Source organism: Pseudomonas sp. LAIL14HWK12:I7, from assembly GCF_000483465.1.
GTDB classification, from domain to species: Bacteria; Pseudomonadota; Gammaproteobacteria; order Pseudomonadales; family Pseudomonadaceae; genus Aquipseudomonas; species Aquipseudomonas kermanshahensis.
The window spans coordinates 50,651-73,350 of sequence record NZ_AXYZ01000008.1 but is presented as its reverse complement, the minus strand read 5'-3'; the positions used below and the strand labels follow the sequence as shown (position 1 = coordinate 73,350).

At 62.1% G+C, this 22,700-nt stretch carries 19 protein-coding genes; 4 read left to right on the top strand and 15 right to left on the bottom strand.

Going from position 1 to position 22,700, the window contains the following annotated elements; genetic code table 11:
- Positions 1–85: 85 nt before the first annotated feature.
- The 4 genes from D886_RS0109515 to D886_RS0109500 form a co-directional block, all read right to left on the bottom strand.
- Complete coding sequence (locus D886_RS0109515) at positions 86–403, bottom strand: DUF2388 domain-containing protein (protein ID WP_027593704.1); 318 nt, start codon at positions 401–403, stop codon at positions 86–88.
- 241 nt (positions 404–644) lie between these two features.
- The gene (locus D886_RS0109510) at positions 645–2,093 is read right to left on the bottom strand and encodes an aldehyde dehydrogenase family protein (RefSeq protein WP_027593703.1); all 1,449 of its coding nucleotides are present in this window, start codon (positions 2,091–2,093) and stop codon (positions 645–647) included.
- The gene (locus D886_RS0109505) at positions 2,090–3,058 is read right to left on the bottom strand and encodes an NAD(P)-dependent oxidoreductase (protein ID WP_027593702.1); all 969 of its coding nucleotides are present in this window, start codon (positions 3,056–3,058) and stop codon (positions 2,090–2,092) included. Before D886_RS0109505 ends, D886_RS0109510 begins: the two co-directional genes overlap by 4 nt.
- 11 nt (positions 3,059–3,069) lie before the next feature.
- On the bottom strand, positions 3,070–4,461 hold the full coding sequence (locus tag D886_RS0109500; protein WP_027593701.1) for an FAD-binding oxidoreductase: 1,392 nt from the start codon (positions 4,459–4,461) through the stop codon (positions 3,070–3,072).
- 312 nt (positions 4,462–4,773) lie between these two features.
- On the opposite strand from D886_RS0109500, the gene D886_RS26875 reads away from it, so the two are divergent.
- The 3 genes from D886_RS26875 to D886_RS0109485 all read left to right on the top strand — a co-directional run bounded on the left by D886_RS26875 (position 4,774) and on the right by D886_RS0109485 (position 10,946).
- Positions 4,774–8,049 (top strand): neuraminidase-like domain-containing protein, encoded by a 3,276-nt coding sequence (locus D886_RS26875; RefSeq protein ID WP_081717479.1) that lies wholly within the window; start codon positions 4,774–4,776, stop codon positions 8,047–8,049.
- A gap of 53 nt (positions 8,050–8,102) precedes the next feature.
- The gene (locus tag D886_RS27425) at positions 8,103–9,770 is read left to right on the top strand and encodes an RHS repeat domain-containing protein (protein ID WP_050580741.1); all 1,668 of its coding nucleotides are present in this window, start codon (positions 8,103–8,105) and stop codon (positions 9,768–9,770) included.
- A gap of 114 nt (positions 9,771–9,884) precedes the next feature.
- On the top strand, positions 9,885–10,946 hold the full coding sequence (locus D886_RS0109485; RefSeq protein WP_027593699.1) for a GlxA family transcriptional regulator: 1,062 nt from the start codon (positions 9,885–9,887) through the stop codon (positions 10,944–10,946).
- A gap of 72 nt (positions 10,947–11,018) precedes the next feature.
- On the opposite strand, the gene D886_RS0109480 is transcribed toward D886_RS0109485, so the two are convergent.
- The 5 genes from D886_RS0109480 to D886_RS0109460 form a co-directional block, all read right to left on the bottom strand.
- Complete coding sequence (locus D886_RS0109480; RefSeq protein ID WP_027593698.1) at positions 11,019–11,357, bottom strand: RidA family protein; 339 nt, start codon at positions 11,355–11,357, stop codon at positions 11,019–11,021.
- An 11-nt stretch (positions 11,358–11,368) separates the two neighbouring features.
- The gene (locus D886_RS0109475; protein ID WP_027593697.1) at positions 11,369–11,719 is read right to left on the bottom strand and encodes a cupin domain-containing protein; all 351 of its coding nucleotides are present in this window, start codon (positions 11,717–11,719) and stop codon (positions 11,369–11,371) included.
- A gap of 12 nt (positions 11,720–11,731) precedes the next feature.
- Positions 11,732–13,111, bottom strand: a complete 1,380-nt coding sequence (locus D886_RS0109470) for an MFS transporter (RefSeq protein ID WP_027593696.1) — start codon at positions 13,109–13,111, stop codon at positions 11,732–11,734.
- A gap of 213 nt (positions 13,112–13,324) precedes the next feature.
- Positions 13,325–14,095, bottom strand: coding sequence for an NAD(P)-binding domain-containing protein (locus tag D886_RS0109465; RefSeq protein ID WP_027593695.1), 771 nt, complete (start codon positions 14,093–14,095; stop codon positions 13,325–13,327).
- Between the two features lie 12 nt (positions 14,096–14,107).
- A complete protein-coding gene (locus D886_RS0109460; protein WP_027593694.1) occupies positions 14,108–15,427 on the bottom strand; it encodes an FAD-binding oxidoreductase in 1,320 nt (439 codons plus the stop codon).
- A gap of 190 nt (positions 15,428–15,617) precedes the next feature.
- Between D886_RS0109460 and D886_RS0109455 the strand changes: the two genes are divergently transcribed.
- Complete coding sequence (locus D886_RS0109455) at positions 15,618–16,262, top strand: glutathione S-transferase family protein (RefSeq protein ID WP_027593693.1); 645 nt, start codon at positions 15,618–15,620, stop codon at positions 16,260–16,262.
- A 245-nt stretch (positions 16,263–16,507) separates the two neighbouring features.
- On the opposite strand, the gene D886_RS28785 is transcribed toward D886_RS0109455, so the two are convergent.
- From D886_RS28785 to mrdA, 6 genes are all read right to left on the bottom strand, one after another.
- A complete protein-coding gene (locus D886_RS28785; RefSeq protein ID WP_027593692.1) occupies positions 16,508–16,774 on the bottom strand; it encodes a hypothetical protein in 267 nt (88 codons plus the stop codon).
- 27 nt (positions 16,775–16,801) lie between these two features.
- Positions 16,802–16,984 (bottom strand): hypothetical protein, encoded by a 183-nt coding sequence (locus D886_RS28780; protein ID WP_155951414.1) that lies wholly within the window; start codon positions 16,982–16,984, stop codon positions 16,802–16,804.
- Between the two features lie 150 nt (positions 16,985–17,134).
- Positions 17,135–18,232 carry a sigma54-dependent transcriptional activator SfnR gene (gene sfnR / locus D886_RS0109440; protein WP_027593690.1) on the bottom strand — a complete coding sequence of 366 codons (1,098 nt, stop codon included), beginning with the start codon at positions 18,230–18,232 and terminating at the stop codon, positions 17,135–17,137.
- Positions 18,233–18,241: 9 nt separating this feature from the next.
- Positions 18,242–19,429 carry an acyl-CoA dehydrogenase family protein gene (locus D886_RS0109435; RefSeq protein ID WP_027593689.1) on the bottom strand — a complete coding sequence of 396 codons (1,188 nt, stop codon included), beginning with the start codon at positions 19,427–19,429 and terminating at the stop codon, positions 18,242–18,244.
- Between the two features lie 9 nt (positions 19,430–19,438).
- On the bottom strand, positions 19,439–19,999 hold the full coding sequence (msuE, locus tag D886_RS0109430) for an FMN reductase (RefSeq protein WP_027593688.1): 561 nt from the start codon (positions 19,997–19,999) through the stop codon (positions 19,439–19,441).
- Positions 20,000–20,336: 337 nt separating this feature from the next.
- Entirely contained in the window at positions 20,337–22,229 is a 1,893-nt protein-coding gene (mrdA, locus tag D886_RS0109425; protein ID WP_027593687.1) for a penicillin-binding protein 2, read from the bottom strand.
- Between the last annotated feature and the right edge of the window lie 471 nt (positions 22,230–22,700).

Genomic DNA, 22,700 nt, shown 5'->3' with positions numbered 1-22,700 from the left:
CCTTCAGCCTGCGTGTGCCCGCAGCACACCCACGCCTGCTAAATCTGCGAAGAGAAGCAGGCGTGGGTGTGCTGAGTGCAAGGTTTCAATGATGTGCTACAGGATCGTCCTGGGAGAGAATGGCCCGGGCCAGTTCTTCGTCATTGGCCTGCAGGCCGGGGTGGTCCTTGCGTGCCTGTTCCAGCGCCGATTCCACGTAGGCACCACGGATAGCACCGCCGCTGGCGACGAAGGCAGACAGCTCGTCACGGGCCGGGATAATCCGTTTATCGTCCTTGAAGGTCGAATACAGCGAAGCGGAAACACCGGCCGAGGTGGCCACGTCGCCCGCATCGACGCGGGCCAGGGCAGCACCGGCAGGCAGCAGGAGCAGCAGCGCGGGGGCGAGGAATAGGTGGCGCATAGTGTGTTCTCCAGTAGCGTCAAGCCCAAGGAAATAAACCACTCACTGAGTAAGAGCGCTTGGGTGTGCGAGTAGTTCAATCCTTGCCTGGGGACTGCCGCACGTGCGGGTCATGCACGGTCTTGCGTCCTGTGTAGGAGCAGCCCTGTGCTGCGAAGAGGCCGGTGATGCCACACCAACTTTTGTGTTGCATTCACCGGCCTCTTCGCAGCACAAGGCTGCTCCTACACAGTGCGTAAGATCAGGCCAACTGATACGTGGTTTTTACCCGGGTGAAGAACTGCCGTGCGTGAGTGCCTTGCTCTCGTGAGCCCAGGCTCGATGCACCATTGCCACCAAATGGCACGTGGTAATCCACCCCTGCCGTGGGCAGGTTGATCATGACCATGCCCGCCGAACTGTTGCGCTTGAAATGCTCGGCATGGCGCAGCGACGTGGTGACGATCCCGGCCGACAAACCAAACACGGTGTCCTCGGCAGCCGCAAACGCCTCGTCGTAGTCACGCACCTTCAGCACACTCAGCACCGGGCCGAAGATTTCTTCGCGGTAGATGCGCATCTGCGGCGTCACGTCGGTGAACAGCGCGGGTGTAAACAGGTATGCCCCGTCCTTGTTGTCGATGCGCTCCCCGCCGCACACCAGCTTCGCGCCTTGCTCAAGGCCTGAGGCCACGTACGACAGGTTCTGCTCCAACTGCCGGCTATCGACCACGGGGCCTATGTCGGTGGTGGGCTGCAATGCATCGCCCACCTTCAGCGCCCGGGTACGCTCGGCCAGGCGCGCCACGAACGCGTCATGAATACCCGCGGTGACAATCACCCGGGAGCTAGCCGTGCAGCGTTGGCCGGTGCTGTAGAACGAGCCGTTCAATGCCACGTCCACGGCCTGCTCCAGGTTCGCATCGTCCAGCACGATCAATGGGTTTTTGCCCCCCATCTCCAGTTGCACTTTCTTCATGCCATCGGCCGCCAGCCTGGCGATCTGCCGGCCGGTGTGCTCGGAGCCGGTGAAGCTGATGCCATCCACCAGCGGCGAGCGGATCAGGGTGTCACCGACGCTGCGCCCCGGCCCGATTAGCAGGTTGAACACACCGGCGGGCAAACCGGCCCGCGAGATGATTTCGGCCAGCGCCCAGGCCGAGGAGGGCACCAATTCGGCCGGCTTGAACACTACACAGTTGCCGAAACACAGGGCTGGGGCAATCTTCCAGGCCGGGATGGCGATCGGGAAGTTCCACGGCGCGATGATGGCGACCACGCCCAGCGGCTGAGTGAACACGTCGATGCCTACGTCCTGGCGTACCGACGGGTATTTTTCGCCTTCGGCGCGCAGGGCTTCCTGGGCGTAGAACTTGAACGAGCGGCCGGCACGGTCGACTTCGCCCAGTGCCTCACGCACCACCTTGCCTTCTTCGCGGGCCAGCAGTGTGGCCAGCTCTTCTCGGCGTGCGAGAATCTCGCTGCCGATGAAGTCCAGCGCATCGGCGCGTTGCTGCGGGTTGCTGCGCGCCCAAGCGGGCGCGGCGCGGCGGGCAGCAAGCAGGGCCTGTTCGGTCAGTGCCTGATCGGCGCGGGCGAAGCGCTCGATCACTTCGCTCGGGTTGGACGGGTTGCGGTTTTCCAGCACATCGCTGCCGCCTGGGGCGACGAAGGCGCCATCCACATAGCTGCTCTTGGTGACCAGGGTCATGCGGTTCGGCTCCTTTTTACGTTGGCTTGGCGGGCGACGAAGTCGCTGATGTTGTCCACGGCGCTGTCCATCAATTGCTGCATGGCATCTTCACTGCTCCAGGCGATGTGCGGGTTGAGCAGGAAATCATCACGCTCGATCAGCTGGAACAGCGGGTTGCTCGGGTGCAGCGGCTCATGCTCGACCACATCCAGCGCCACACCGCCCAGTCGGCCGTCCCGAAGCGCCTGGATCAGCGCAGCTTCGTTGACCACGCCGCCACGGCCGGTGTTGACCACCAGGGCGTCCGGCTTCATCAGGGCCAGTTGTTCGGCATCGATGAGGTTGTAGGTGTCGGGCGTCAGCGGGCAGTTTATCGACAGCACGTCGCAACTGCGCAGCAGTTCGGCCAGCGGTCGGCAGTCCGGCCCCTGGCGCTTGCCGCCACGGTCTTCGAACAGCACCTGCATGCCGAAGGCCCGCGCCAGGTGCGCCAAGCGCAAGGCGATCGGGCCGCTGCCGATGATTGCCAATTGCTTGTCGCGCACGTCACGGATGCGGTGGTTGAAGTAGATGTTCTGCTGCGGCTTCTCGCCCGCATGCACCTGGCGCATCAAACGCGTGAACGCGGCCGGGCGGCGGAACAGTTCGAGGATCATCGCCAGGCTGTGCTCGGCCACGGTATTGGCGGCATAGCCCGGCACACTGGCCACTTCGATGCCATGGGCATCGCAGTAATCGACATCGACGATATCGCGGCCGGTGAGGGCCAGCGAAATCATCTTCAGTTTCGGCAACTGGCGCAGGTGTTCCTCACGCAGCGGCACGCTGCAGGTAAAGGCGATGGTTGCGTCCTTGAGGTGCTCGAGCACCTGCTCGGGGTGGGTGTAGGCAAACTGCTGCCAGGTGTGCTCGCAGGCCGGGCGCTTGAGGCGGGTGGAGGGCGCCAGGCCCTCGTCGTCGAGCAGTACGATATGTTCGCTCACGGTCCGTTTCCTTATTTTTTCTGGGCCGGCACGTAGCCGGCTGGGGCCATGGCCACCAGACGGCGGGTGAGGAAGCCGGCGTCCTGATCATGGTCTTCGAGGGACTCCTTGCGGACCAGGGCATCACGCACCATGTGCGCGCCAAAGAAGCGGAACGGCTCTGGCGGCAGCATCTTCATCTTCTGGTTGACCAGGCCGCAGTTGGCCCATTCGTCATTGGCATGCTCGACCAGCGACTTGATGATGCGGCTGGCAAACACGGTGGTGGCCACGCCATTGCCAGAGAAGCCGATGCCGTAACTGATGTTCTGGTGGTGATCGAGGTAGCCGAAGTTCGGCAAGCCTTTCATGGCCCGGTCGATGGGGCCGGTCCAGCTGCTGACCACCGGTACATCGGCAAGTTGCGGGTACAGCCGGCGCAGCTCGGCAGCCACCTTGTCGGCAGCAGGGGAAGGCTTCTCGTAGAGGTTGCCGATGCGTCCGGCATAAGCGAACTGGCCCAGCGGCTTGCCGAAGACTACGCGGCCATCAGGGGTGTTGCGCCAGTAGTTGAGCACGGTGCGCGAGTCGGTCATGCATTCGCCGCGGCTGAAACCGATGGCATCGAGCTTGGCCTTGACGGGTGCTGTCGCCACCATGTCGCTGGACATGATCGCGATCATCCGGCGCAACTCCGGGAACTGCGCGCCCCAAGCGTTGAGTGCCAGCACCACGTGCTTGGCCTTCACATGGCCCTTGGCGGTGTGCACCACCGGGTTGGCGCCACGTTGCAGGTGGGTGAATGGCGATTTCTCGAAGATCTGCACACCAAGCTTCAGCGCCACCCGGCGCAGGCCCCGCGCGAGCATGGCGGGCTGCACGGTGGCGGCGTTGGGGTCATAGATGCCACCCAGTACCAGCGGTGAGCCGACGCGCCCGCGAATGGTCTGGCGGTCAAGCTCTTGGAACGGGTTGACGTCTAGCTTTTGCAGGCCATCGGTCAGCACCCGCCAGGAGTTCATCTGGCGTTGGTTGGTGGCCGTCCACAACCAGCCATCCTTGCGGTACTGCGCGTCGATGCCGTGTTCCTGGCAGAAGCTGCCGATCTCATCGATGGCCGACTCTGCCGCCTCGCAGATGCGCCGCGCCTCGACGTCGCCGCAAATGGTCCGCACCGACAGGTACTTGCCCCACCAGTTGGTGGCAACGCCACCGTTGCGCCCGCTGGCGCCCGAGCCACAACGGTCGCGTTCGACGATGACGATGGTTTTTTCCGGGTGGGCCTGCTTCAGGCGAATGGCCGACCACAGGCCAAGGAAGCCACCGCCGACAATGCACACGTCGGCTTGAATCGAGTCCTGCAGGGCAGGGGCGAGGTCGCTGTCCAGGTCCAGCGCCTGGGCATACCAGAATCCACGGTACATGAGGGGTGCCTCTGAGCATGTTTGTCTTGTGTACACATGATGCTCAGTGCGGTCGGGGCGCGATATTACAGTCATGACAATTGATAGGACGTGGGCGCGTGCCTGGAGGGGGCGCTCTGAAAACGCTTACATCATGAGGGAATAAAACGGACGGCATGTTTTGGAGGGTTACAGTTACTAGCTAGCAGTTCTGAGAGGTCTTTTTTTAGGAGTGATCCATTAGTGTTGCCGCGTTTGAATTGGCTCGCCAAGTTTAAAAGTTGCTCACCTTGGGGTGGGCTTGTCTAGTGGTTATTGCGGCAAGGTTATCTAATGATTCAAGATTTTTCTGAACAAAGTAAGTCTCTCATGAGCCAGCTTAAAGTCGATTCGCTGGCGGGTATGGATGATCTGTCCTTTGAAGAACTGTGTGAGCAATTGGGCGATATGGTTGATATTGGCGAAGCTCGCCAGTTGCACGAACAAGTACGCCGGGCACGCAACCAAACCCTGCTCGATGAGAAAAGTATTATCATCCGTCATTCTCCGCTTGTGCCGAAGCGTCTCCAGGACGTTAACGATGGGCCGATCGAGCGCCCAGGACGATACTGTGCCCCTGGGGATGTGGCCTCGATGTTTTCGCCGGCGGCTTACCTGGCAGAGCTGTATAAACAGGCGAAGGAGTTGTATCCCGCGAAAAACCCCTGGCATATCGACGAACGCCGCCCCGACCTGCGGCAATTGGTACTCAGCCAGAACAATCTGGACACGCCGATCAGTGCCCTCAGCCTGTCCAATGAGATCTTGCTGAGCCGGGCGATTGCGGCGCTTACCCAGGAGGGCAGCCCGGCGTTGAATAATGACCAGCTCCTTGAAGCCCTGTCGGCTGATGTCGGTACCAGCACTACGCCATATCATCATCATTACAACCGCCTGCGTCAGGTGTTCGTCCAGAACGATGCGGATTTGTCGCACTTGCTGGCGGCCCCCCGTTTCGCCAAACATCTGAATGACGCTGCACTGGCGTGCCTTCACTACGATATCTCGCCCGCGTTGCGCTGTTTATTGACGGACGACATCAACGAGGAGAATGCTGAGGCGCAGTTTATCAAGTACTTCCCTGGCATGACGCCAACCTCCATGATGCAGCCCGCGCGCTTGCGCAGTTGGTTTGGCCTGACAGACGCTGAGCTGCAAGGCTTCATGGGGGAAATGGATAAAGCTGAATACATTGGGCGCACGCTAACTGCACGTGCCGATGACGAAATTATCCAGTTGACGCTGAGTGATACGCCTCCCAATATGCGTTATGTTCGATTGTATCCATTGCATAACGGCACCTGGCAGTTGGCGTTCAAGTTTCAGATCAATCGCGTTGTTAAATTTGAACTCAGCGGTCCTTTTGCGCTTGAACTGAGAGCTTCAGATTTTGGATACGACTTGTTCTTGCCCGATGAAGAGTATCGGCACAGTTTCGAATGGGCCGACGTGCCGGCCGAGGCCGCGCTCACCGCTAAATGGACGCGGTCCGCTAGCGCTGACCATGAGAGCCGTGAAAGCACGTTAACTGTTACCTGCACGCGGTTGTCGATCGCAGCGTACCTGCTTCAGTTGAACAAGATCGTGCGCCTGTACAAAGTGACCCAGCTGTCCCCACGGGCACTGCAAGACATCATAAACAGTGTCGACCCAAGCCAGATCACCGACCAGACGCTGGCCGTTGTTTTCCGCACCGCCCATTCAGTAAAGCGTTACGGCATCGATCACCAGGACGCGCTGCTCATGGCCAGGGGGTTTATCTCCGAAGCGTCCGACGGCATTGAAAAAAGCCAGTTCGACCGCCTGTTCAATGACCCGCCACTGGTTGCAGGCGGTTTGATCAGGGACAATACGCGGCTGCGCCTGCACCCGGACCATGCCAGCGAGCATGCCGACATCAAGGCAACCCTCAAGCGTGCCTGCCAAACCGATGACGAAGGGCTGCTCGAGCTGGGCCGGCTTATCAGTGGCCTTGCGGATGCCGACGTCGGCATGAATGTCATCATGTCCCATTTGTCCGCGCTGTACACCTTGAGCCTGTGGGCTCGGCATCACGGTCTGACGCTTACTGAGCTGCGCCAACTGCTGCAGATGATGGGCGCGCCGCATCCGATGCATTCGCTGGACAACAGCGGATGGCAGCTGTTGTTGCAGGAGGTGCGCAGTACCACCGACTGGATGGCTGCCCGTGGCTGGACCGTTCACGATCTGCAACTGATGACCCGCGCTGTCGAGGCCATCCCAGCCAGTACCGAAGTCGGCAATCTACTCAACGACATGCGGGCCGCCTTGAGCGCCGCGCAACTCCCCGACGCACCGACCGTGCAGGATCTGCTAGGCGTGCTGTCGCCCTTGATCGCCTCCACGTTCAACCTCAGTGGTGATGCGTTGGCGCAAGCCTTGTTGGACTGGGTAAACCATGCCGAGCCGAGTGAGCTCACGCTGCAGCAGGCCTGCGAACGCCTGCGCAAGGCCGACCCATCGGCCCCGCATGAGCGTGCCTTGGTCGACTTTGCCTATACCCTCGCGCAAATGGCGCTCATCGCACATGGATGCGGCGTCACAGGCGATGCGCTGCACCTGTTGGTGGAAAAGCCGCAGTTGCTGGCAGCCAACGCCGGGCACAGTGGCAGTGCTGGCTTGCTGCGGGATGTCCAGACCGTCATGGCGCTCGGCAACTTCAGTGACTGGCTAAGCAAGCTAGCGGACCAATCAGGCGCAGGCGGCGCACTGCTGGCGGCACTTGGTGAAGGTGCAGGCGTATCGTTGCCCCAGCTTTCCATGACGACCGGTGTTGCTCAAGCGACATTGGCGCAGGCGGCTGTGCATGCACATGACCAAGACGAGCTGAAAGAGCCGACAAAGGTCCACAGCTGGCAGGAAATCGAACTGCTGATGCAATGGGCGAAACTGGCCGAGGCCTATGCCGTGATACCAGACACGCTGGCAAAATTGCTGGCCCAGGACGACGACTGGGCCGCATGGCGGCAGATGGCAGACGCTTTTCAGGCAGGCCTGAAACCGTCGCAGGTCACTGCGGCCCATGCCGCCACGGAGCGGCCGCTCAGCCTGGCGCTGACGGGCGTGCTGGGCGCGAAAGAGCACTTCACTGTCGAAGGGCTGAACAAGCACCTGTTGATCGACGTCCTGAACGCCGAACAGGTGATAAGCAGCCGTATCGCCGAAGCGATGTCGGCCCTGCAGCAGTTCATCCACTGCACCCTGTCGACCCCAGAGGACCCGGCCAACGTGCGCCATGCTGTGCTGGGTCGCCAGTTCTTCAAGGACTGGACGCGTTGGAACGCCAGCTATGCCAACTGGGCAGCAGGGCAAATGCTGATGTACTACCCAGAAAACTACATCGACCCGACAGTGCGCCTGGGGCAAACCCCGGCAATGGACGACATGCTGCAAACGCTGGGGCAGGCGCAGATCAATGACGATACCGTGGGCGATGCCTTCCAGGGCTACCTGAGTGCGTTCGAGGAAGTGGCCAACCTGGAGACTATCAGTGGCTATCATGACAGCCGCGAACCCGCTTCTGGCGCAATCAGAAAGTCGAACCGCTAAGCACCTATGTCTATGACAGCCTGTACCAGCTGGCCAGCGCCACCGGGCGCGAGATGGCCAATGCCGGCCAGCAGGGCGTCAACCTGCCGGATATGGCGCCCCTCGATAACGTCACCTACAGCCGCTACACCCGCACCTATACCTACGACATGGCGGGCAACCTGACCCGCATCCGCCACAGCGCGCCTGCCACAAACCATAGCTACACCACCGATATCACTGTCAGCGACCGCAGCAACCGGGCGGTGCACAGCGCGCTCACCCAGGACCCGGCCGCCGTCGACGCGTTGTTCAATGCCAGTGGCCAGCAAAAGGCTTTGTTGCCTGGCCAACAGTTGAACTGGACACCGCGTGGTGAGTTGCACGCCGTTACCCAGGTCATGCGCGAAGGGGCGGAGGACGATGGCGAGAGTTACCGCTACGACATCGGCAACCAACGGGTGCTCAAGGTCAGTACCCAAAAGACCGCGACCCACATGCGCACGCAACGTGTGCAGTACCTGCCAGGCCTTGAGCTGCGCAGTACAACCCAGGGCGGCACGCTGATCGAGCAGTTGCAGGTGGTGCTGGTGGGCGAAGCTGGGCACGCCCAGGTGCGGGCCTTGCACTGGGCTGCAGGTAAGCCGCCAGAACTTGCCGACGCGCAATTGCGTTACAGCTACGCCGACCAGCTGGGCAGCGGTTGCCTGGAGGTCGATGGCAGTGGTGCGGTGATCAGCCAAGAGGAGTACTACCCGTACGGCGGCACTGCGGTATGGGCCGCTTGCAGCGAAGTGCAGGGGCGCTACAAGTTCGTTCGTTATTCGGGCAAGGAGCGTGATGCGACAGGGCTGTATTACTACGGGTATCGCTATTACCAGCCTTGGCTGGGGCGGTGGTTGAGCGCGGACCCTGCAGGCACTGTGGATGGCTTGAATTTGTACGCGATGGTGCGTAACAACCCGATGACTTTGGTTGATGAGTTGGGGTTGATGCCTAAGAAAAATGACGACAGAAACAGTTCAGGAGCAAAAGACACGCGGGTTGTCAGCCGAAGGGGTGACGCTGATCCTGCGCCTGTCGCGCCAACCACATCTTCGGCAGAGGGGAGCCGTGACGGTGCTGGTGCGGTGGCCTTATCTTCCCGCCCAGAACTACCTGCTGCAGATAGTCCGGTCGAAGAGGAATGGGAAACCGTACCTACTCGTCAGGGCAGACAGGAAAGAAAGGCGGAAAAAAAGAAGGAGAGTACGGGAAAGGAAGTCAATTTCAAGAGTGAGTTCGCTATTCCCGGCAAACCACTATTTGAACGTCTGGCGCGGGAGCTCCCTTTGAATAGACAAGCGAATATGAGCAGCGTTAAGGCAATAGGCCAAAGGATAAACCCTGATACTGGCCAACGACAGGTTGTTTTCTTGGATCAGGGTAATAAGGATGAGGGTTTAAGCCATATCACCTCCAGACACAGAGCCGAATTCGAAGCCGCAGGAATTGAAAAAGGACCAGGCATCATCAGTGCGGTGATGACGGCCTTGATCGACGGCAAGATGGTCGGCATCCAAGGTGCCCAGACAGGTAGAGCCGGCCGACCGATCTATGAGTTTAAATTCAAAGGGAAAAATCAGATCCTCGCGGTTCAGCTCAAAGATGACGGCAGTGTGTTGGGTGCCAATACTAAGGCGCAGGGCGTAAGTTTCAGAGAGAAAGAGGCCTTAGCCTTGGCGCAGTCGCGTAAACGGTAGTGGAGGAGCCATTTCGTGTCGGAAATCTTCTATTTTCAGCACTAAATATGATAGGACGGACGCCTAAAGACGCCTAGAATGATACCCACTTCGGATGTCATGTGAGCAGCGTCCATGGTCGCCCTACAACATCAACAACAACCACAGCCCCCCGAAGCCGCCTCGCAGATAAAACCTGAACTGCGGGTTGGCTTCGTGCTCCTCAACCAGTTCACCCTGGTCCCGGTCGCCGGCCTGGTCGACTCGTTGCGCTTCGCCGCCGACAAGTCGTTCCGCAGCCAGCAAGTGTATTGCCAATGGGACTGGATGACCCTGGACGACCAGCCGATCACCGCCAGTTGCGGCATGCCCATTTCGCCGACCAAACCGCTCAACCTGTTTGCCCAGTACGACTACATTGTGCTGGCGGGCGGGCTGCTGGGCGAAACGCGTAACCCCCCAGACTGGCTACTCGATGCGCTGCGTGAGGTGTACGCCGCCAATATCCCGATCATCGCCCTGTGTTCAGGTTCGTTCGTGCTGGGTAAGGCCGGCCTGCTCGATGGCCGGCGTTGCGCGTTGCATTTCACCTTGCGCGATGAGTTCAAGGAGCGTTTCCCGCTGTCCACCGCCGTGATCGACAAGAGCTATGTGGATGACCGCGGCATTATCACCTGCCCGGGCGGCACGGCCATCGACCTGGCGGCCAACCTGATTCGCCGGCACTGCGGAGCGGTGCGTGCGCAGAAGGGCTTGGAGTACCTGCTGGTGGACGAGCGTGCCGACGCGCAAGAGGACAAGGCCGCCAGCGAAAGCGTTTACCAGAACGACCGTGTGCAGCGGGCCATTGCCTTCATGCGCGCCAACCTGGATGCCTCGATGACCCTCAAGGCGGTGGCCGAGGCAGTGGGCACGCACCCGCGGCAGTTGCACCGCGAGTTCGTTGCCAACACACAAGAGCCACCGGCCAACTACTGGCGCAAGCTGCGCCTGGACCATGCCCGGCGCTTGCTGGTGAATACCAGCCAGAACATCACCACCATTGCCTTGGCGTGTGGCTTTTCCGATGCATCGCACTTCATCTTGTGGTTCCGCAAGCAGTACGGCGAGACGCCTTACAGCTTTCGCAAACGGCGGCATGAAGTGGAGCGGTTTGACTGGCATGGGGACAAAGTAGGCTTGGACCCGGAGCTGTAGCTGTGTAGCCATCTCCTACCCGTGTAGGCGCTGGCTTGCCTGCGAATGGGCCGCAAAGCGGCCCCGGCGCTATCAAAGCTGACCAAATGCCTGAATTTCGATCCGATACTCAGGCGCCGCCAGCGCAGCCCCTACACACGCCCGCACCGGTGGTTGCTGCCCGACCCAGGCGTCATACACCTCATTCATCGCCGCAAACTCCCCCATGTCAGCAAGCCAGATCTGCACGCGGGTGAGGTTGCCCTTACCTGCGCCAACCTGTGCCAGCCACTGCTCCAGCTGCGCCAGCACGCACCGCGTCTGCGCAGCGATATCGCCCGGCGCAAGGGCGACGATCCCGGAGGTTTCCAGGCGGCCATCCACCAGAACCATCTGGCTGGCCCGTTTGCCGGGGTTGATACGTTCGATCATCCGCGCGCTCCTCAGAACAGTACGTAGGTCTTGCGCAGGGTCTCGCGGATCTCCCACACGCCTTCGCAGTTCTCCGGGAACAGCACCGCATCGCCCGCCCGCAGCTCGACCGGCTCGCCACCGTCGGGGGTAAAGGTGCAGCTGCCGCTGACGATATGGCTGAATTCGCGGTTTTTGAGGAAGCGGCGGAATACCCCGGGGCTGCTTTCCCAGACGCCGATGCTGGCGCCCACCGCTTCATCGGTCTGGTCCTGGGCACTGGCGGCGTGGGCGATCGGTTCGCCGATCGGCAGACGGGCAGGGGCTGGCACACCCAGCGGCGAGGCAGCGGCATTGCGGACAACGGTAAGTACTTGGCTCATGATGTGGCTCCTTCAGGCTTTTCGGGCAACGGTTTTGTAGGACGGTGACGGTGCAGGGGCGGCCCCGCCCAACGCGGCGGCTTGCTGCAGGTCGAGCTTGCTGGTCTCTGGGGCCAGCCACCACGAGATCAGTGCACCGAACAGTGAGATCAACGCGGCGGCGAACATGGTGTTGGCAATGCCATAGGTGGCCAGGGAAATAGGCACCAGGTAGGTGCCCACGGCCGCGCCGATACGCGACAGCGAAGTGGCCAGGCCAACGGCAGACGCGCGGATCTCGGTGGGGAACAACTCGTTGGGGTAGACGTACTCCAGCACTTGGGCGCCGCCAATCAACACTGCGTAGGCGCCAAACAGCACCAGCACGGTGGTGGGCGATGCGTCGGGGAACACGCCCAGCAACACCAGCGACATGCCCGACCAGAGGAAGCTGTGGATCAGCATCTTGCGCCGCCCCAGGCGGTTGATCAGCTTGGTTGCCAGCAGGCAGCCGAGGGTGAACAGCAGGGTGATGGCGATCGAGCCGTAGGCGGCCCAGTCGCCGGTGAGCTTCAGCGCCTGCAGCACCTTTGGGGCGAACGCGTAAATGGCGAACAGCGGGACGATGGCGCAGGTCCAGAACAGGGTGACGAAGGCCATGCGTTTGCCGTAGCCGGAGTGGAACAGCGACCACACCGACACCGGTTTGCCGCTGACGTGTTCGGGCAGGTCGGCGATGGAGTAATCCGGGCCATAGACGCGTTTGATCACGGCATCCGCCTCGGCAGTGCGGCCCTTGCTCAGCAGCCAACGTGGCGATTCTGGCGTACCGCTACGGGCAATCAGGAACAACGCACCCGGGACCAACGCACTGGCCAATACCCAGCGCCAGCCGTCATCGCCGCCGACGCGCAGCAACAGTTCACCGACCACATAGGCCACGGCGGCCCCGGCGAACCACATCAGTACCATTGCCGCCAGCAGCGGCCCGCGTTGCTTGCGTGGCAGGAACTCGGCCAGCAGCGAGGTAGCGATCGGGTAGTCGGCGCCGACCGCGATACCGATCAACAACCGCCAGGCGAACAATGCCCAGGCCGACTCGACCCAGAACTGCGCCACCGAAAAACCGACAATGGCGATGAGGTCGACCAAGTACAGCACCTTGCGCCCGTATTTGTCGGTGAACCAGCCACCCAGGAAGCCGCCGAGGAACACCCCGATCAGCGCCGAAGCTGCAATCAGCCCCTCCCAGAAGGCCGACAGTTGCAGGGCCTGGGTGATCTGCAGCATGGCCACGCCGATGATGCTCAGCACATAGCCGTCGAGGAACGGGCCACCGGCGGAATAGACCGTCAGTTTGCGGTGGAACGCATTGAGTGGCGCATCTTCGACGGAGCGTTTGGGGACAGACATTGGACTTACCTCTTGTTGTTATTTGACGCACTTGCGTGGCGGCACTATGGCACCGGGTTGCAGGGGTTCCCTATAACGGTTCGGACGGGTCGTGGGATGGCATTGCGAAGTGTGAATGGCACTGTAGGAGCAGCCTTTTGCTGCGAAGAGGCCGGCGACATCAGCCAAGATTTACGGCGTTGTCACCGGCCTCTTCGCAGCGCAAGGCTGCGCCTACCGCGACCGAGTCAACAGCGCATCCAGCACCACTTCGCAGGCCGCGCCCCAGCTGGCACTTACCGGTTGATGCATCAACACGGCCAGCCCATCGGCGGTAAAGGTGCCCGGCGTGGCAATCGCTTGCCCCAGGGCCTTGAGCGTGTGTTCGGGTTGGCGCTGGGCACTGCTCACACAGTCGTGCAGGTTGCCCAGTACCAAAGCGCGTGCGTCGGTTGCGGGCAGGCCTTTGTCGGTCAGCCACTGCTGCAGGTCGTGCAAAAGGAAGTAGAACCAGCCATTCATGCACGCGGCCACCGTGGCCAGCTCGAACGCCGCTTCATCCTGCAATACCACCAGGTTGCCCAGCCCGACCAGGCATCGCTCAGCGGGGGGATCCGGGGGGTAGACCACTACTGTGGACTGGTTGTGTTGCGCGGCATAAGACAGCATCACGCGCACGCAGTGAGCGGCGGGGAAGGCGGCTTGCAGCTGTTGCAGGTTCACACCTGCCGCCAACGACAGCAGGCGTTGTCCGGGGTGCAGGTGTACCTCGCCGGCCAGGTGTGCCAGTGATTCCGGGCGCACGCCCAGCATCAGCACCTCGGCCTGGTCGACTACCGCCTGATTGCTCGGCAGTACCTGGCAACCGTGTGCGTGGGTCAGTGTTTCGGCGCGCTGGGCGTTGCGTGGCGACAGCAGGATCGCGCCGTCGAAACCACTGCGGCGCAGGCCGATAACGACTTTTTCGGTCAGCTCGCCGACCCCGAGGATGCCCAGGCTATGCATGATGCCTCCTTGTCAGCTTTCCAGGCCGGCGCGGCGCTGGCCCCAGTGCAGGTTCAGGTTGACGCCCAGGCCCAGCAGCGGCTCCGGCGGGTTGCGGTTGGGCCCGGCCGCGCCCAGCAGGAAGTCGATCAGCTCGTCACGCTCGCCACTCAGCCAGTCGGCCAACAGGGTCCCGGTGGCAGTGCCCCGTGTAATTCCCAGGCCGTTGCAGCACAGCGCCGCATGGACATTGGGTGCCAGCGTGCCGAAGTGCGATTGGTGGTTGCGCGACAGGCACATCGAACCGCCCCAGGTGAATTCGAACGGCGTACCCGCGAGCATCGGGAACCGCCGCTCGAACGACGCCCGGTGCTGTCGCCCGGCGCGTTGCAGGTGGCGCTGGTTGGCGCGCCCATCGGCGTTGAAACTGAAGCTGTTGCGCACCAGCAGGCGCTGGTCCGGGGTGCGTCGCAGGGTGCTGCCAAACGGGTCGGCGGGGATGATGCCCCAGGTCGCCTTGCCACCCAGGCGTGCTTGTTCGTCTTCGCTCAGGGGCCGGGTCATGCTGGCGTAGGTGAAAATCGGCAGCAGCCGCCCCGGCAGGAAGCCGAAGTACGAGGCGAAGGCGTTGTTGGTTAGCAGCAACTGCTCGGCAACGATCTCGCCATGGGCATGCGTGAGGGTGATGCGCGTGCCCTGTTCGATGCGGGTGATGGTGGTGTGTTCGTACAGCGTCACGTTGCTGGGCAGGCTGTCTGCCAGGCCTTTGGCCAAGGCGGCCGGCTGCAGTAATTGGGTGCCTGGGGTGTACAACGCTTTGCGGTAGAACGCGGTGCCGAAGTGCTCGGGCAGGTCACGGGCATCGATCATCTGGTAAGGCTGGCCGAGTTTCTCCAGGCCGCTGCGGTACGCTTCGAGCACCGCCAACCCCTTGTCTTCGACCGCCGCCTGGTACTTGCCGTCCGGGCGGATCTGGCAGTCGATGCCATGCTGCTGGATCAGCGTGTGCAGTATCGACTGCGCGCGCAGGTTGAGCTTGAGGTTCATCCGCGCCGTGGCCAGTTCACCGATGTAGTCCGGTGCGCCGATGTCATGGGGCAGGTCGATGGCAAAGCCCGAGTTGCGCCCCGAGGCGCCAAAGCCGACTTCCTGGGCTTCGAGCAGGATCACCTCGTCATCCGGGTGATGCAGCGCCAGCTGCCGCGCGGCGGCAAGGCCGGTGAAGCCAGCACCGAGTACCACCCAGCGCGCTTCGCTCCGCCCCCGGTGCGCGGCACGTGGCTGGCGCATGGAGCTGAGGTGGAACCAGCCGCAACCGTTGTCGTCCGCGGGGGTAGAGGTGTTTCTGTACATGGGTTTTATCCGTGTTGTTTTCTTCACTGTCGCATGGCCCGGGCGGGGGGCATATAACGGGAATGACGGGTCGTGGGAGGTTTTGGATTGACCGCGGCAAGCCCTGCGTGATTTGCTCGGTTTGCCGGTGACTGGCCCGAGCAAAAGCCCCGGCACTTAACGATCATTCAAAGGAAACTGAAGGTCTGCCATGTCCGAATACACGCTCCACTGCTTCGCCGAATCCGGCAATGCCTACAAAGCCGCCCTCATGCTCGAACTCACCGGCCAGCCTTGGCAGCCGGTGTTCGTCGACTTTTTCAACGGCCAAACCCGCGAGCAGGCCTGGCGCGATGAAGTGAACGAGCAGGGCGAGGTGCCGGTGCTCGAACACGCGGGCAAGTCGTTCACCCAATCGGCCTTGATCCTGGAATACCTCGCTGAGCAAACCGGCCAGTTTGGCCCACGCGATGAGGACGAAAAGCGCGAGATCTGGCGCTGGATGCTGTTCGACAACCACAAGTTCACCAGCTACTACGCGGCGCTGCGGTTTATCTATTGCCTGAAACAGATGGGCGAAACCGATGTGACCAAGTTTTTGCGTGATCGCGCCACGGCGGCCTATCGCATCGTTGATGCACATTTGGCGAAGACGCCGTTCATGGTCGGCGGGCGCTTGACCATCGCCGACCTGTCGTTGGCGGGGTATGTGTTCATGCCTGAAGACACGGGTATCGCGCTGGACGAATTCGTTCATATCGAGGCCTGGAAAGCGCGGATCAAGAGCACGCCAGGCTGGAAGCACCCCTATGACCTGATGCCGCGGAAAGCGCCTGTTCAAGCGCCATTCGGATGACTGGTCGTGACAAGCGCTAGCGCATGACTACGCTCAGGACGTAAGACACATTCTGCAACAACTGGCCAGTTGGCCCTGATGGATCTCGCTCACCCGCTGCAGATGGAAGGCCGCACTGGTTTGCAGGTCGCCCCATGGGGGGGCCGGAACTCACGGGGTGTCATGTGCAACCCCCGTGCTACTCCAAGCGGAGGCTCTACATGCTCAAAAAATGCTTGTTGGCTTTGGCAATCGGCGCGGTTTTGTCAGCGTCGGCCGTGTTGGTGCCTGACTCCATTGGCGGTGCGTCCAGCGCGTATGCGAAGGATGGCGGTGGTGGAGGTGGCGGTGGTCATGGTGGCGGCGGTGGCGGCGGTGGTCATGGCGGCGGTGGGGGTGGTAGCGGTGGTGGAGGCGGCGGCGGTGGCGGTGGTCACGGCGGCGGCAGCGGTGGTGGAGGTGGTCATGGTGGTGGCAGTGGAGGCGGCGGCAGTGGCGGCGGTGGAGGCCACGGCGGCAGTGGGAGCGGACACAGCGGCGATGGCGGCGGGCATGCCAGCTCAGGCCGTGGTGAAAGTGGACGCAATGGCGCCGATGATGGTGCCAACCATGAGGCAAACCATGAGGCCAACCATGAGGCCAACCACGAAGCGAATCACGAAGCGAATCACAGTGTTGGCGAGGCCCACGGTGTAGGGCATGGCGCCGATGATGGGGCCGATCATGATGTCGGCGATGATCATGGCGGTGACCGCACCTAGCATTTGAGTGGCCCGTACCGGCCTCTTCGCGGGTAAACCCGCTCCCACAGGTATTCCACTGCTTTCAAGGCCAGTGAAGATCCTGTGGGAGCGGGTTTACCCGCGAAGAGGCCGGTACAGGCACTGCACATTTCAAATCGACAACCGCACCACCCGGTTATCCAGAACCTGCGATTCTTGCCCCCGCCTTTTGTTCACCACCAACTCGCCAATCGCAATCAGCCGGGTCCGGGTGATGTTGCGCGACAGCCCCAGCAACTGAGCGGTATGCACCTGGTTGTAATGGCAAAAACGGTACGCCGAGCGCAGCAGGGCATTTTCGACCTTCTCGTACAGCCCCCCAGGCTGCTCCTCGTACAATTGGCTAAACGCCCGCTGCAGCAGTTCCTCCACTGCATTGCTGGCAGGCTCCTCCTGCCGTTCGATACGCAGGTTGGACAGCCGCAAATCCTGCGTCTGGATCACCCCGTCAGCACAGGTCAACAAGCTGTGGTGAATAACGTTTTCCAACTCACGGATATTGCCAGGCCACGCATAGTCAACCAGCTTGGCCTGGGCCGTCGGGCTCAGCTCCACCGGCCCGTAGCCCAGCCGGTCGCTGTAGCTACGAATGAAATGCCGCGCCAATGGCAGGATGTCACCTGGCCGGTCACGCAGCGGGTGCAACTGCAAGGTCACCACGTTCAGCCGGTAATACAGGTCTTCGCGAAAATGCCCGGCATTGATGGCCTTCTCGAGCTGCACGTTAGTCGCCGCCAGCACCCGCACATTGATCGGGATGCTTTTGCGTGAACCCAGCCGCACCACTTCGCGCTCCTGCAACACCCGCAGCAGCTTGACCTGGATCGGCAAGGGCAGGTCGCCAATCTCATCGAGAAACAGCGTGCCGCCGTCAGCCTCCTCGAACCAGCCGGCCTTGGCCGCCAGGGCGCCGGTGAAGGCGCCTTTTTCATGGCCAAACAGTTCGGCCTCCACCAGCGACTCGGAAAACGCCCCGCAATTGACCGCGACGAATGGGCCGTTACGCCGGCCGCTGAGGTTATGAATATGGCGTGCGACCAGCTCCTTGCCCGTGCCGGTTTCGCCGATGATCAGCACGCTCGCCTCACTCGGCGCGACCTGTTGCAGGTGGGCGAGCAGCGCCTGTGACCTGGGGTCTTCGAAAACCTGCGCGGTCGCCCTGATCGAGGTGGCCAGTGTCGGGGACGGGGGGAGGGTCAGCAGTTGCATGGGCAATCCTCAGGAATAGAAGGAGGGGGCAGGGCGCTTGCCGTTGAGGGCCCACTCGCCCAGTTCATGGAGGCGGTAGTCCACGGGGTCGTGCAGGGTCTGTGTCCTCAGGTTGCGCCAGTGGCGGTCGAAGCGCAGCGAGGCGTGGGTAGCGCGGGCACCGGTGACCTCGAACAGCCGGTTGCAGATATCCAGGCCATGGCGGCTGGCGGCAACCTTGGCAGTGCCGATGGCCAGGGCCAGGTCGCCACGTTCCTCTGCGCTTAAGGCATGCTCCTTGGCCCAGGCGCTATCGAGCTGGCGGGCAGCGCGTTCGATCAGCAAACGGACGCTTTCCAGGCCGACCCAGAACTCGCCGTAATGGCGCAGCACATAAGGGTCTTCGGCAGTGGTGGTGGCGTTTGAGCGGAACCACGGCCGGCTTTCCTTGAGGGTGTACTGGCGGGCTTCTTCGTACGCGCCTTCGGCGATACCCAGGAACAGATTGGCAAAATGCAGCTGCGCAATCAGCGGGCGCAAGGCGGCGAAGGGCGTGCTCAGCGGCCCTGGGTCGAGCAGCAGTTCAGTGTGCTCGACCCGCACCCGTTCAAACGTGGCGCTGCCGCTGTCGGTCTGGCGCTGGCCGATGTTGTGCCAGTCGCCGTGCAGGCTGATACCGGTGCGGCCACTGGGGATCGCGGCGATCAGCAGTTTGCCGCCCGCGCGTTCGTCCACTGCGGAGGCGATCAGCATTTCCGAGTCGCTGGCACCGGAGCAGAAGCTCTTCTTGCCAGAGAATTCGCACCAACCGTCGAAGTGCTTGACCACGGTGCGTGTGTCCAGCGGGTTGAGGGCGTTACCCCAAAACCACTGCTTGCGTGCAGTCTGCTCGAACCACGGCTGCCATTGGTCTGGGCGCGAAAACAGGCGCACGGTGGCCAGCATCAGGTGATGGAAACCGAAGACGTGGGCAATGGAGCTGTCGACCCGGGCGAACTCGCGCACCACTTCGAAAGTATCGAACCAGCTCGCGCCTTGGCCACCGAACGCCTGTGGGATAGCCAGCGACAACAGGCCGCTGCCACGTAGCGCGTCGCGCTCAGCCTTGGGCGTACCGCCGCGCTCGTCACGCTCTACGGCGGTCTGGGCGAACTGCCCAGCCAACTCGCGGGCGATGGCCAGGGCAGGGCGTGGTGCCGTGTTTACCGGTGCATTCATGGCCGCTCCTCAGGCGCTTTTGCGCAGCGCGTGATGGGCGCCGAACAGCGGCACGGCACGTTCGGCGGCCAGGCGGATACGCGCTGCGAGGGCCTCGCTGGAAACGCGGTAGTCGGCCAGTTCCGCTTGGCTGGCAAACACACCAATCGGCAGTGTCAGGGCCTGCAGGAAGCTGAACAGCGGGCGCAACTGGTGATCGAGCACCAGCGCGTGGCGCTCACTGCCCCCAGTGGCGGCGAGCAGCACTGGGGTGTCGACCAGGGCGTCCTGGCCGATCAGGTCGAACAGGTGCTTGAAGTGGCCAGTGAAGCTGCCGCGGTACACCGGCGTGGTCACCACCAGCTGGTCGGCCTTTTCCACCAGCCGCAGTTGCTGCTCCACGGCCTCGGGCAGCTCGCTGCGCCACAGGGCACTGCCCAACGGGCGGGCAATGTCACCCAGGTCGATGAGGTGAGGCTTGATGTTCAGGTGTTCGGCCAGTTCCGCGAGGATCGCCTCGGTCAGGGCCAAGGTGCGCGAAGGGCGGGAAGTACCGCCAGACAGGGCGACGACATTCAGTGGGGTGCTCATGGGCAAGTCTCCGGTTCGGGTTGAGCGGGGGACTTTGCTGGAGCAATCGTCGTGCCGTTTATAAAACGTATTTTAGATCAACGGGTTACGCGTTTTAGCGCCCGGGGCGATGTTGCCGTGCGGGCGCTGGCTGTTGATCGGGTGTTGCGCTGCAGACAGTTGGCCGGGTGTTGGCGGCTGTACAGTTGGGAGTGTTATAGAGGCATTTGGGTGCGGCTAAAAAAGAATAAGAACTTATATTCTTATTCCGCTGACCAGTCGGCGCGCGCGAGGCTCGATTTCATAGGCGCTGCAAATCCCATGGCGACCCCCTAGCAACCCATCGCCACATCCACCCCTAACCGTGCGGCACTGCCTTGGTCGCCGCATTGCCCGCATATTCAGGCTTCAAGTGCCCCTGCTCATCCAGCAGGTACGCATCCATCACCTCGCGCACCACCGGCCCTGCCACGCGCCCGCCCGCTTCGCCGTTCTCGATCATCACCGCCACCACCACGCTTGGGTGATCGGCCGGTGCGAAGCCGACGAACAGGGCGTTGTCGCGGTGCCGTTCCAGGGTCTTGTTGCGGTTGTAGCGCTCGCCTTGCTTGATCGCCACCACCTGCGCCGTGCCGCTCTTGCCGGCGATGCGGTACTGGGCGCCGGCTGCCGAGGCGCGGGCGATGCCGCGGGGGTCGTGCATGACCATCTGCATGCCTTGGCTGACCTGGTCCCAGGCGCGTTTGTCATGCAGCACGATGTCGGGCATCGGGTTGGGGTCGACCGGGGTCTCGCCACCCACTGTCATGGCCAGGTGCGGGCGGTGCCATACACCCTTGCTCGCCAGCAGGCTGGTGGCCTGGGCCAATTGCAGCGGGGTGACCTGCATGTAGCCCTGGCCGATCCCCAGGATCAACGTCTCGCCCGGGAACCAGGCCTGGCGGCGCGTGGCGCGCTTCCATTCGGCGGAAGGCATCAGCCCGGACGCTTCCTCGAACATGTCCAGCGACACTTTCTGCCCCAGACCGAATTCGGCCATGTAGTCGTGCAGGCGCTCGATCCCCAGCTTGTGCGCGAGGTCGTAGAAGTAGGTGTCGTTGGACCGCATGATGGCGGTGTACATGTCTACCCAGCCGTCACCGCTGCGGTTCCAGTTGCGATATTTGTGTTCGTAGTTGGGCAGCTCGTAGTAGCCCGGGTCGAACACCCGGCTGCCGGGGGTGATCACGCCACTGTCCAGGCCGGCGATGGCCACTTCCGGCTTGACCGTCGAGCCCGGCGCATACAAACCGCGCAGCACGCGGTTGAACAGCGGCCGGTCGATGGAATCGCGCAGGGCGGCGTACTGCTTGAAGCTGATGCCTTTGACGAACAGGTTGGGGTCGAAGCTTGGGTTGCTGACCATCGCCAGCACGTCGCCATTGGCAGGGTCCAGCACCACCACCGAACCGCGGCGGTCGCCCAGGGCCTTTTCGGCCGCCAGTTGCAAGTGGCTGTCCAGGCTCAGGATGATGTCCTTGCCGGGGATCGGGGCCTTGTGGTTGAGCACGCGCATGACCCGGCCCTGGGCGTTGGTCTCGACTTCTTCATAGCCCACCTGGCCGTGCAGCTGGCGTTCGTAGAAGTGCTCGATACCGGTCTTGCCGATCGACTGCGTGCCGCGATACTCGGTGCTGTCGAGGGTCTTGGCTTCTTTCTCGTTGATGCGCCCGACATAACCCACCGAATGGGCGAAATGCTCGGCCAGTGGGTATTCGCGGATGAACTGCGGTTCTACCTCAAGGCCGGGCAGGCGGAACTGGTTGACCGCAACCAGGGCGATCTGTTCTTCGTTCAGGCCGACCATCAGGGTGACCGGCTCGAAGGGTTTGCGGCCGCGGCGCAGGTCCTTGTCGAACTGCCGGCGGTCATCCTCCGAAAGGCTCAACACCTGCGCCAGGGTATCCAGCACTTTGGCTGAGTCGCCGGCCCGCTCACGGGTCATGGTCAGGTCGAAACTGGGCTTGTTGTCGGCCAGCACCACACCGTTGCGGTCATAGATCAGCCCGCGCTCAGGGGCGATGGGCAGCACGTGTACGCGGTTGTTTTCCGACACGGCGCTCTGCTGGTCATGTTGCAGCACCTGCAGCACATAAAGGCGGCCCACGAGGACGGCGACCAGGGTGAAGACCAGGGTGGCGCAGGCGATCAGCCGGCGGTTGACCAGGTGCTTTTCCTTTTCGTGGTCCTTGAGGGGGATGGGCTGCGGCATGGGTGGCTCTGTGGGGTGGCGGTGTGGCCGGGCGGCGGCCCCGGGGCCGGCGATGCTACGCAACCCCTCCCTTTCGCTCAAGGCAGGGGGCCTTGGGCCGGGGGCGGCGATCAGCTGTTGGCCCCGGTATCAGGGTGTTCACGGCGAACATGAAGATTTGTTCATGCCGGCACTCGGATGGCTGCGCAGAGGGGGCGTATAAGGTTGTTTGTGGATCCACAAAACAACTGCTGTGCGATAAGCGAACGAAATAATCATCAGGCGCTAAATTCATAAAATATTGAAAATTAACGTGTTCTTGTATTAATTCGTTGTGAGCTTGCCGCTTTGTGTCGTCGGATTGGTGTTTAGCAAATCACACACGGTTGTCTGTGGATCCATTATCTGGTTGATTAGCGCCTGACGACGGCCAGCCCTCCGGCCGTGCGCGACGACAATTACAAGAAGGGTCCAGTCATGAATGGCTTATCT